The organism is Aphanizomenon sp. CS-733/32, assembly GCF_028330045.1.
Lineage (GTDB): Bacteria > Cyanobacteriota > Cyanobacteriia > Cyanobacteriales > Nostocaceae > Dolichospermum > Dolichospermum gracile.
In genome coordinates, this window is the sequence record NZ_JAQMSE010000226.1 from 1 (window position 1) to 11,608 (window position 11,608).

13 protein-coding genes and 2 pseudogenes are annotated in these 11,608 nt (G+C 35.0%); all 15 read right to left on the bottom strand.

Annotated features, from left to right (window positions below; genetic code table 11):
• The coding region (locus PN471_RS19000; protein ID WP_271778171.1) for a DEAD/DEAH box helicase family protein at nucleotides 1–359 on the bottom strand (359 nt) is incomplete at its 3' end.
• A 10-nt stretch (nucleotides 360–369) separates the two neighbouring features.
• Complete coding sequence (locus tag PN471_RS19005) at nucleotides 370–972, bottom strand: Uma2 family endonuclease (RefSeq protein ID WP_271778172.1); 603 nt, start codon at nucleotides 970–972, stop codon at nucleotides 370–372.
• A gap of 271 nt (nucleotides 973–1,243) precedes the next feature.
• Nucleotides 1,244–1,441 (bottom strand): annotated as a pseudogene (locus PN471_RS19010) (RAMP superfamily CRISPR-associated protein); the annotation flags it as partial.
• Nucleotides 1,442–1,464: 23 nt separating this feature from the next.
• Nucleotides 1,465–2,091 (bottom strand): hypothetical protein, encoded by a 627-nt coding sequence (locus PN471_RS19015; protein ID WP_271778173.1) that lies wholly within the window; start codon nucleotides 2,089–2,091, stop codon nucleotides 1,465–1,467.
• 13 nt (nucleotides 2,092–2,104) lie between these two features.
• The gene (locus PN471_RS19020; RefSeq protein WP_271778174.1) at nucleotides 2,105–2,542 is read right to left on the bottom strand and encodes an HNH endonuclease; all 438 of its coding nucleotides are present in this window, start codon (nucleotides 2,540–2,542) and stop codon (nucleotides 2,105–2,107) included.
• Complete coding sequence (locus PN471_RS19025) at nucleotides 2,535–2,921, bottom strand: hypothetical protein (RefSeq protein ID WP_271778175.1); 387 nt, start codon at nucleotides 2,919–2,921, stop codon at nucleotides 2,535–2,537. Before PN471_RS19025 ends, PN471_RS19020 begins: the two co-directional genes overlap by 8 nt.
• A gap of 109 nt (nucleotides 2,922–3,030) precedes the next feature.
• Nucleotides 3,031–3,879, bottom strand: coding sequence for a type III CRISPR-associated RAMP protein Csx7 (csx7, locus tag PN471_RS19030; protein WP_271778176.1), 849 nt, complete (start codon nucleotides 3,877–3,879; stop codon nucleotides 3,031–3,033).
• 19 nt (nucleotides 3,880–3,898) lie between these two features.
• The gene (locus PN471_RS19035) at nucleotides 3,899–4,465 is read right to left on the bottom strand and encodes a Uma2 family endonuclease (RefSeq protein ID WP_271778177.1); all 567 of its coding nucleotides are present in this window, start codon (nucleotides 4,463–4,465) and stop codon (nucleotides 3,899–3,901) included.
• A 78-nt stretch (nucleotides 4,466–4,543) separates the two neighbouring features.
• Entirely contained in the window at nucleotides 4,544–5,695 is a 1,152-nt protein-coding gene (locus PN471_RS19040; RefSeq protein ID WP_271778178.1) for a CRISPR-associated protein, read from the bottom strand.
• Nucleotides 5,696–5,718: 23 nt separating this feature from the next.
• Nucleotides 5,719–6,141: a hypothetical protein gene (locus PN471_RS19045; protein ID WP_271778179.1), complete on the bottom strand. Its 423-nt coding sequence runs from the start codon at nucleotides 6,139–6,141 to the stop codon at nucleotides 5,719–5,721.
• A complete protein-coding gene (csx10, locus tag PN471_RS19050; protein ID WP_271778180.1) occupies nucleotides 6,138–7,349 on the bottom strand; it encodes a type III-D CRISPR-associated RAMP protein Csx10 in 1,212 nt (403 codons plus the stop codon). The genes PN471_RS19045 and csx10 overlap by 4 nt, the downstream gene beginning before the upstream one ends.
• On the bottom strand, nucleotides 7,336–8,058 hold the full coding sequence (locus PN471_RS19055; RefSeq protein WP_271778181.1) for an RAMP superfamily CRISPR-associated protein: 723 nt from the start codon (nucleotides 8,056–8,058) through the stop codon (nucleotides 7,336–7,338). The genes csx10 and PN471_RS19055 overlap by 14 nt, the downstream gene beginning before the upstream one ends.
• Entirely contained in the window at nucleotides 8,055–10,367 is a 2,313-nt protein-coding gene (cas10, locus tag PN471_RS19060; RefSeq protein WP_271778182.1) for a type III-B CRISPR-associated protein Cas10/Cmr2, read from the bottom strand. The genes PN471_RS19055 and cas10 overlap by 4 nt, the downstream gene beginning before the upstream one ends.
• Nucleotides 10,360–11,292: a CRISPR-associated protein Csx3 gene (locus tag PN471_RS19065; RefSeq protein WP_271778183.1), complete on the bottom strand. Its 933-nt coding sequence runs from the start codon at nucleotides 11,290–11,292 to the stop codon at nucleotides 10,360–10,362. The genes cas10 and PN471_RS19065 overlap by 8 nt, the downstream gene beginning before the upstream one ends.
• Before the next feature lie 62 nt (nucleotides 11,293–11,354).
• Nucleotides 11,355–11,608: pseudogene (locus tag PN471_RS19070) on the bottom strand (hypothetical protein); the annotation flags it as partial.

Below are 11,608 nucleotides of genomic sequence, written 5' to 3' on the forward strand. Positions count from 1 at the left end.
ATGGTGCAGAAGACTATATCACCTTCAAAACGGGGGTCTTCTGGGTTTTCTCCTGTTTGTAGGGTAACAACTGGACAAGGGACATTTTGAGCTTGTGACCAGCGTTGCACGAGGATTTCTGTTCTTTGTCGCAGACTGTTGGCCAGGGTTCGCAGGGGGACAACGTAGATTAACTTGTTGGGGAAGTCAAGGTTGAGGGTTTTAGCAAAAAGGAAGGGTGAAATAGCGGTTTCGGTTTTCCCTGACCCTGTGGGGGCGCGGAGAAGGATGTCTTGACGGTGGAGAAGTTTGGTAATAACTTCTCGTTGAAAGTTGCGTGGGGGGAAGGTGGTTAGGGTTTGGAAGTATTCATCTATCATGAAATTGTATCTATGCTGCAAAAACTTGCTCAACTGTAATATTTAATTCGGGAAAAGTTGGGGAGATAATTATATCTGTACCTCGATAAGCATTTGCTTGATAAACGCCTTGTTCATTGAGAAGATATACAAAAATGGTTGGTTCTTTGGGATTACCTAAATAATTACGACTACCAATAGCTAAATAATCAACTATCCAATATTCAGAAATACCTAAACGTTGATATTCTTCTAATTTATCTATATAGTCATCTTCCCAATTTGTGGAAACTATTTCTACTGCTAATTGTAATGGTTCAATAAAAGCAGTGTAAGCGGATAAATTAGCATCCCACAGATTTTTATCTACTACGCTAACATCAGGAACACGACCTTGTTCTTTACCGCTTGTTGTTAAAGTTTTAATGGCAATTCTTCCAGATACTCGATAGTTAAGATTAAGACGTTCAACTTCCCGGTCTAATTTTTTAGTGAGAAAATCTGCTAAGTTATCATGTTTTCTAGTTGCTTGTATCCGCATAATTTCTCCATTTACAAGTTCATAGCGACCTTCTTCGGGAAAGTCGTAGTTGAGGAATTGATCAAAGGTGAGTCGGGTTTTCGTTAGAGTCATGGTTGTGAAATGGGAGAGGTTACATCTCTAAGTTAATCTATTAAGTTTTTTTATAGTTTTAATCCCCTTGCGGGGAAGTGGTGAAAACTGAAACAACTGTTCAATCACCATACTAGAGGCGTGTTTCAATCCCCTTGCGGGGAAAACTTAAACTCTCTAGCGTGAATAAATAATAGCTTAACTTTACAAAAAAGTCAAGCCATTAATTGAACTAATTACTGTTAATTAGTTATTACTCAAATTGAGCTAGAGTAATTTCTTCGTTAGGAAAATCTGCATGAGCGCGAATTGCACCTTTTAAACTGCTTCCTGGTAAATAAATTGACCATCCACCTTGATGAAATGTTTCAACAAATGCCATATCTGGGTTTGTGGGATCTGCACCTTCTTTTCCAGATTTAATGAGAATGGGTCCATCAGGAATGATGCTTAAATCTATGGTGCAGTGATTTACAAGTTTTTTGTGCATAATTTTATTTTAATCAGGTAAATTTAAGCAGCAGCTAAAACTAAATTATTTAGCTGTAATTCAGATTGTTGAAATACAAAATTAACAGCACTAAATAATTTATCTAGTTCTTGAATTGTGTAATAAGTGCTATTTTTGGTAAATATATCATTTTCTAATTTACCAAATTGCCAGCGATCGCCATTAGAAACAATACCAAAAATAATAATTTGATATTCGCCATTTAATCTTTGGGCAGCGATCATTTCAGCTAAACATTGCGCCCAACCTGTTTCAAAATTGTCTTGTTTGGCTTCAACTAAAATAAAGTATGGTTTATCAAAGATGACTTTACCTAAAGGGGAACGTTTAGCTAAAATATATTCAGGGAATCCTGATAATTTTTCATCATAGTTTAATGATTGATGACTCCATAAAACAAAATGTTGGCGGTAGGTTTTCCAAATTTCTTTAAGAACGGGATAAATGAGATTTTCACAGATGGCAAATTCTGAGTTATCCACAACAGCATCTCGCATCATCAGTTCTAAATCCTCGCGGAAATAGTCTGGAATATTAAAAGCAATTTCGCTGATGAAATTTGCTTCATTGTAGGTAACTTGAAATGCTTTGAGGACTTCACCGATGGTTTTGTAATTACTGAAAGCCATGTTTTACCTCTAATTAAAGATGATATAGTTTTTGTGTAATTAATAGTTGACGCGATAGCGAAGCGCTCCGTAGGAATCGCACTCTACTTGAAGTATTAAACATCAATAACCGTGATGTAGCTTCACCAATAGAAGTAATACCAATAATTTCCGCATCTTTTACAGTAAAATGTTCTTGCCAAATTTGTAAGCGAGGATGAAATAAGCGAATAATTTCCCCATTTTTGGGATCAAAAGTAGCAAAATCAGATCCTTTATGACGATTACAAGGTAAGAAGGATAAAGCCAGATTTTCTGATAAAGTTTCTCCTCCATGTTTAACAGCAATAATGTGATCAATTTCGTGACTGTAAATAGAAAAGTCTTGATGAATTAAACAATATTCACAACGTCCTTGAGCGCGTTCAATGACTAATTGACGTAGATTAGAAGAAATTAAATTGTTAGTCATTTTCGATTATACTGTAAGCTCTAGCTTTAAGTAACATCATTAGTTGATCTAGTTGTTCATAAATATCTAATTCACTATTTTCTGCTGCCGAAATCGTACCCTCATGGTTTTTTTCTAACAACTCTTGTAACCGTGTTTGTGCTTGGTTAGAAACTTTAAACTTAGCGATTTGTTCTGGTGTTGGTTGTTTGATTAAAAAGTCTAAAACCTCTGTATAAGTTATAGGAAGATCGGTGGAGTTAGTTAAATTTAATGTTTTTGGTAATGTTTCTGGTGTATGTGTTTTTACCAGTTGTGAAAGCAGTTCTGGAAGACGATGTAATATGGATTGTAGACGGTTAGCCAGTTCATCTGGTACTTGAATTGTTAGTTGTGCCATTTTGGTTAGGGTAGGTATGTTTATTTTTAGATTAACTCAATTTGGAGGAGATGGGGAAATTCAAGAATTAATCTCAGTGCGTTTCTTTATAACGCACTCTACGAAAGATTTAAGATGCTGTTGATGTTGTATTTTTTTCTTTGAGTTTCTTGTTTAAATACTCAATAAATTGATGTACCCATTCATCTTTATACTCTGCTGCATCTTCATAAGCTGTTTCATCTCCCATAACCAATTTTTCAAGATATTGCAAAAGAAATTGGGGGTTATCTTTCACCTCAACCCAGCGCATTTTATCTATATTTAGTTTAACAACTCCCAAACCGCGAGAACGTCCACTACCAAGGGGAATTTGTTCTGTTTCAAATTGGTGTAACCCAATCATCAATAGTCCTAATTCCCAATCTTCTGCATTTTCAACTACTGCGCGAAATTCAAATTGTGTTCCTGCTGGTACTACTTGAAAGTCATACAGTTTACCATCTGCTGCGGTTTCTGTGTCTCTATCTATTGATACTCCGTCTCTTTCTTGATATTGTCCAAACCAGGTATCAGGTACTACGGTTAAGTCGCGGACTTGAAATTTACTTGCTATCCAGGGAGAACCGAAAAGTTGAGATATCAAATCTGTCATTTCCACAAGTTTTTGTGTCAACTCTAAGTCATTATCTTTGTGCTGTTCTTTTAAATCTTTGACGTACTTATTTCTAGCTGAACTGGTGAAATTAGCGGGATCTTCAGCAAAACTAGAATCAATTCCTCTGAGGAAACTTTCAAGACGGGATCTTAATGCACCTTTAAGGCTTGAACCTGGTATTAATGGTTGTCCTAATGCGTCTTTGATGACGGGTAAATCTGTTCCTATAGGTTCGGTGGAACGTCCTTGACTAATGCGTAATGCGGTGATTGTTGTTAATTTTCCGGTAATTTCTAGACGGTTTTTGAATGTGTCAAACATATAATTATACCACTTATAATTAATTGAGACGGAGACAACTAAATATATCCTCAACAGATATTTCCCATTCTTGTAAAGAGTTTAACACAGGTAAAATATCTTGATTTTGCTTAACTTCTGGTAGTTGATTAGGTAAAAAAGTCATGATTAGGCGTTCTTGAGGATCAATAAGCCAGCCTAATTCTGTGCCATACTTTAAACAGAATAAAATATTGTTAATTACACGGGTTGAACTTTGTTCAGGTGATAAAATTTCAATTGTCCAATTTGGAGGAATTGTAAACTCATTCTGAATTTCACCGTTATCATCAAGAGGAATTAATTCCCAATTAAAAACACTGATATCTGGAACAATGGAACGACCTCCAAAGGTACAACGCAATTCCGTAAATGCGCGAGCTATTTTTTTAGGTGTAGCTATTTGATTAATAGCGGGTGCTAAAAATGTTTGTAATGCACTGTGTTTACCTTTAGGCATTGGTTTTTGGTAGATGTTACCATCAATATATTCACTCGCTGGTTTTGTTTCTGGTAGTTTCAGGAAGTCTGCTAAAGATATTAGGGTGAGAATGGGAGTGGAAGTCATATTTTTGGGTGGTAGTGGGTTTTGAGTGTTTTGAGGATAGATTCATTTGTGATTGAGATAATAGATAATTAATAATTGCTATGGATTTTTATTTACTTCTGGTTCTTTTCCGTAACGGCGAAGATTTAAAACACCAGATTCAGCCGTACAACTAACTCTTATACCTTGTGTTACTCGAAAATGAGCAATTCCACCTTTGTTTTGATAAACTTCATATAACACACCACCATCACCTTTTAATGATGCAGTATCACCATTACTATTAATTAGTAAATGAGCTACTTTAGCGAGTGTCTCTTGTAATTTAATTCTCTCATTTGTTTCCTTTATGTTTTTATAATCTTTATTGAATGTAGATTCACGCTTAATATGAGGTAGTTCTAATAAATCACCGTTGAGGATATCTCTGAGGATATCTCCTTTACTTCTATTCCAAATTAGTCTACCCCATGTACTTAATATTGCCTCATTTTCAACTCTATATAATAAAGTTTCTGGAACATTGTCTAGTTTATTTATATCAATCCAAGTTCCTTGTGCCATTAATAAAAATTCTACAGGTTTAATTATCTCTGTATTTATTTTGATAGGTAAACGGGGAATATAAATTATGTCTGAACTACCTTCAAATATATAGGTAATTTTATCAGCGTAGAACATACCAAAGGTATTGACAAATCCTTGTATTGCTTTGAAACCACCTACTAAGTTGAAGCAAATTTCATAACCTTTGTCTTGATAGCCAGGAATTGTATCTTCAAAACAATTAAGTAATTCATCAATACCCTGAGTAAATGCTTCATCACTAATAGTTGAAAAACCTTGAGGGGAATACTTGGAACCATAAGGATTAAAAACAGTTAATTCTCGTGTACTCAGAAATGAGTGGAGCATTTCTGATGTTACTTGATCTTGAGCAGTATCACTAGCAATTAACCAATGAATATCTTGTTTACCTTCACTTATTTGACCTTTATATAATCCATAAATTCCATTAAGTTCTGCACTAGCTTCTCGAATTTCATCAATGTCGTTACTATTCAGCTTTTCTTCTGCTCTCTCTTTGAGTTCTTGAATTATATCTACAACATCTTCATGATATTTTTGAATTTCGTCAGCAGAACAATTAGCTGTATCGCGCAATCTATTATAGTAATTATTTTCAGATTTGCGGCGAATTTGATTGGTTAATAAACTTGTTCCAACAGTAGAAATTACTAAACGTGGCATATTTTCAAACTCCTTAAATTAAATTATTGTGGATTTTCACCTTTAAGTTTATAGGTTAAATAACGCGCACCGTATCCTAAATAACGCCGAGTTAGTTCTAATAAAATTGAGTTAACGTCCTCACTTTTAGCTTCTTTAGCTATGTCTTTAGCCTTCTGTTTAATTCTTATATTAATATCTGAAACAATGGTTTCAGCTAGAGAATTTTGACCTCTTCCCCATTTTTCATCTCTACCAACTTGATAATGAAGAAAGTTTTTAATTACTTCTGCGCTTTCAGTTGTATCAGCAACGCGCACTAAGTTACGAAATTGTGATTCTTCTAACTTACCGTATGATCTACGATTATCTAAAGCATCTTGAATCCAAGTTACTAAATAATCCTCAGCTTGAAGTATACCTTTTTGAATTTTTAATTGCTTTTGTGGATCTGGTTGTTCATTCATACTGCTTCCTCTCTTAATACATTATGAAACTCATTACAGATTTGCACTTGTCCGAAACCTTCAGAAGTGCGATCGCCTATTCCATAAACTTCCAAATCTTCCCAAGGCTTTAACCACAACTCTTTATTATCTGTACTAAATAAATACACACCTCCTCTATTTGTTACTAACTCTACATCTTTCATTAAACCCCAAGCGGTATTCCAACCAGAACGGTAATCATAACTGCTATAAGCAGCATGAAGTTCTAAAGAGGAATCATTCACCCCTGTAAACTGTTGTAACATTGTTTGAGAAATTACCGTTGTGCGTCGCCAATTTTCCGTTAAAATTGCATCTGCTTGTAAATCAATTGTGAAATAAATTCGGTTATCTGGTATTTCTGAAATTTTACCAAAAACATTCCCCCATTCATTCCAGCGTGTTCGTAACTTTTTATTAAATTGTTTGACTCGATTATCTAAATTTGACTGAATTTCACTTTGCTTTTTGGCAGTGATTTTAACTTTTCCTAAACCTCGTGAACTCGCACCTCCTAAACGAAAATTATTTTGATGATTCTCAATAAATGTGTGCAAAGAATCTAATAAATCATCAGATACTAAAATGGCACTTTTATATATTATCAATTCTTTTTTTTGTTCCTTTGATTCATTTAATACTTGAATACTATAAAGTACCCTTTCTCCAGAAGTTGCACGCCGGCGATTTATACCAACTCTGGTTAATAAACGAGAATTAGAAGAGTTTTTGGAATATATACTAGGATTTTGACTATAAAAACCTGTGAAATTATCTACTCTACCGCCATCTACAGGACAGTTAGGATCATAAACATGACCATAATTTTCTGCACAAAAGCGATCTATTAAAGTATCAAAAACTCCATTTCCTTTTGATGATTTAAACCCAGGTTTATCTTTAGAACTTAAAACAGTTGCAGGTATTACCCTAACTTCTGATTTAATTTTAACATCTCCAGGATAAGCATTTTGAAAAATTGCTGGATTTTCACTCAAAAATAATTTATGAAAATTATCACCTTCTTCAATTGTTTGATTTGCTTCTTTTAATATCTGACCAGCAACCGCACCACGAATTACTGAACCAGGAATAAAAGTTTCAGCTTCACTTATATTTCCTCCTGGTTTTTTCCGTCCAATTGCTAAAGGTGATAAAGCTTTAATTTCTAATTCAATTTTTTTCATTATTTTCCACTCCTTTAGCTAAAAATTCCCATGCTTGTGCTCCTATTGGTAAATTAGGTAATTCCCAAGTTAACCAACCTAAACCTGCTGATTTACTCCCACCTAAAGCGTTAATATGTCGTAATCCTGCTAAAATTAGCGGACTTGCATAATTTGGAACATTTGATAAATAAATATTTCCTGTAAATCTCAATTTTGTATTAGCAGGTGATGTTTCTAAAAAGTAAAGTTTACTTTCTTCCGCAGTGCGACGACGACGGTTAATAGTGACACCAGGACGGATAATTTCTGGTAAATTTTCTGGATTTTCTTCACAAATTAAATCATCAAATATAATGCGAGAAGGTAAGACAGGATTTCCAAATATTTGACAAATTAAACAATGATGGTTTTTATCATCTTCTGATATTTTATACTCTTTTCTGGCAAAATTACCATCTAAACCTGCTCTTTGTGGACACATACTTTGCGGGTTAGGAGAATAGCAAATATCCCATTTTAAGCCTCTGACTATTTTCTCACATTCATGGCGTAATCTGCCTTTTAATTGTGATGCGGGAATGAGTAAATTTCTTTCTGCATTGCGAACAATGGGTTTATCTGCAAGTGAACCAGAAGAACCACCAGCACCAATACATAAAGCTGTATCAATGATAGCTGTAATAGAATAGGTTTGAATTGAGTTGGGTAATTCTGCTAATTTAATCATGACTCAACCTCCGCAGTTAAAATTGCTGATTCTTCATCTTCTGCTGATTTTACAAACTCATAGATATCAACCATATCCCGCCAAATTGTCTCATAAATTTTTTCTTCTTTATCATACATCCAAGGTGCTAAATTACCTTTATTTGTATCATCTTTAGGTAAACACCAAACATCTTCAAAATTAGCTTTTAGTTCTTTTTGTCCTTGTTTTAGTCTAACTCGAAAATACCGATAATTAAGAATTGCTGTATGTCTCCCTTGTTCTAATAAACTCCTGATTTGGTAAAGTTGGGATCTAGGAAATTTAGCTGTTTTCAATGCTGCAACTGATGTTAATAATCCTCCTAATTCATGTAGAGTATAAGGTGCAGCGTAGAGTCTTAAATTCTGCGGACTTAATGCTTCTGTGCGAAAATCTTTAACATTTGATGCAATCATTGTCACAGATTTTAGCGTTAAAAAGTCTACTGTTCCCCCATAATATCCGAATTTCTTCAATTTTTTAGCTTGTTCTTTGGCAGTTTTTAGTAACTGTTCTGTTAAGTCCTTGGCGTAGTAAATGGGTGTGTTAACAGCCGTAATTAAAACACCTATTGATGTACTAAGTTCACATTCCGAACGTTTAGCTGTTGACGGTTGGTAACGGTGGATTTTGTGTGGTTCAAATAGTTTATCAACTTTGAGTTGATAATTATCTAAAATGCGCTTTTCTCTTCCTTGAATTTGAATTTCCGCTAATTCAATTTTATTGAGTAAAATTTCTTCAAATCTCTCAGCTATCATTTGAGAAATTTCTAAGGCTTTATTAGCAGGTACAACAATGAAAATGTCATCACCACCAATAGTAATTATTTCAAAAGGATGAATTATATCACCATTTTCTAGTTCTGATTCTTCATCATTTAAATTTTTGAGTGTGTGGGGGTGCAAGTTTTCAGCTAATGCTTGATAAACAGCATATCGTGTTGCTAAGTCTACATCTCGACTAAATTCTTTGTGTTTATCTGGTTTCCGAATTTTTTGGATATATCCACCCATGTTATTACCATCAGCATAGATATAACCGATAAAACCTTTACTAGCATTACTAACATGAGTCAGAGTTTGAGCTATTTTTACATCACTGGGTTTTACACCTGCTTCTAAATTTGCATAGTATTTAGTTTGATAAGTAGGATTTTCATTGAGAAATTCATTAAATCTATCTACCCAACTTTCAACTATGCCTCTAGGCCATTCCAACTGAGAATTAATATACCATTGTGGTTCATTTGGATCACCATCTTTAGCCCTATTTCCAAAAAGATATTTTCTAACTGATGCTTCGGAAAAGTTTACTTTTCTACCTTCTTTGTCTATTTGTAAAATAGCAGAACGGTTTTCTACTCCATCTCTAACTAAATAAGGATGGGTTTCAAGCATGGGTGGATAACGACGGGTAGTTTTACGTCCAGGAATATCATTACCGCTACGGCGTTGATTAAATAAAACTGCTAATTTAGTAGTTATTTCATTAAAGCTTTTACGGTTTTGAAACACTGCTAAACGTTCTTTTTCATCCTTGGGATATCCAAAATAAGCCTGAACTATTGGGTTTTGGTAATTCTTGTGATACCAATTTAACCAATGTGTATCTTCTATATTTTCTTTGAGTACACCAAATCGGATTTCTAATAATCTAAATGTATCACCAACGGCACAGGAATTAGCTGTTAATGTTTCTGTAGTATAGCGTTTCTCAATAGCATCAGCTAAATTATGAACATAAGCAGCAGGACAAAAAGCAAGAATATTTCCACCACAGGAATAAATTATTAATTCAGGAATTAAAGCTTCTAGTAAATTGCTATTAGGAAAATTTAGCTGTAACCATTCTCTAATTGTTGGATCATAAAATCTGTATAGATTTGATTCTGTAGGTTTATTAAAAAATGCTGGTAAATCAATTATATTAATTCTATCTAACAAACCTGATGCACCACGAATTTCTTGAATTTTTGATGATTCAAAAACATACTGTTTAACCTTAGTCACACCACCATAAACTAAACCTATTTTGGTGGTTTGATTCCATAATTTAGGATACTTATTTTTTAAATCATCCAGAGTTTGCGGAAAATAATCATCTGGAATACTTTGAAATTCTCTAACCTGATCAACAATTTCCTTAACCGCTTCTGGTACTTCTCCCCCATTCTTCAAAGCCTCCCGCATTTGTTGTAAAACAGAAATATCAAACTGCGGTTGATGTTCATTACCCCAAGCTAAACACCAAGCGATCGCAATACTAACAGAATTCATCTTATCCATTTTTAGATTCTCCTGAAACTAACCCCACCAAAACCTCAGCCAAAGCCCGAATCATCGGACGCACAGAAACATCCTCCCCACGTTTCAAGCAATGCACACTACCCCTCAAAATCGGCGTTTCCTGGGAAATCACATCTTCCACACCGTCATAATCACTATAAATAATCGCCACCACCGACAAACCCAGCGACACACACAAATCTTCCCAAGGTGCAACCTCAGTTTCATCCTTGACCAAAATCACCCCATGAGTCGCTTCCCCCATAATCAAACGGTTAGCATCAGAAATTTTACCCCCCACATCAAACACAAGTATTGGTGTATTGATACCCCTGACTTGCTGTGCCTTCAGTTGTCCAAATTCCGGGGTAAAACCCGCCTTGTACTGTGTTTTTAACCTCTGGGCTAAATCTGCGTCCCGTCGTGCCGTTTCCCCATACCAAGAACCATCCCCATCTGGACAACCAGAGATAAAATAGGATTTTGGTGCATTGGGAATCTGTAACAACGCTTGTTTTAGACCTTCCCGGAAACAGGTCTTTCCCGTGTTTGCAAACCCACAAACCACCAATTTAATACTTGACTGCTGCTGTATCTGCACCACATCCAAAATATCCCCGACTTGATAATCAGGATGTTTACTAATGGTGACTACGTACCTATCCAGCCCCTTATCGCCAATCTTGGGATCAAAAAGGGCAATGACATCATACAATTTAGATAATTTATCAGCCAAAACTTGACTCACCAGTACCGATATCCGACCGTTGATTTTAATCAGCGAACCCCCCGGTAATTCCCCAGAAACAATCATTTGATTCAATCTGGTAGCTGCATCACAGACAATTTTATCACCTGTGGTCAGGGTACTGCCAAATCCTACCTTTAAAATGTCACCTTCTAGACTGATATGGTAATTACTCATGGAATAGCGGCGGATTATAAAATAATTATAACATGACTCAAGTAATTTCCTCAAGCAAAACTTTAATCAATTAGATATCCCAGTTTATATGCCGGGTTGTGTGTGATGCAAATCACGTATTTACCTAATTTTGGATCAAAAAAACCAATTGCTCCGTAAATATGGGCTAATTTATAGTTATCATCATAATTCAACTCTTGCAAATCTCTATATAATCCCTGCGCCTGAGAAACGGTATTACAGATGATGATAACTCGTTTATAATTATGATTGTTAATACCAGTTTTGATAACTTTAGCGGTCAATGGTTCAGATA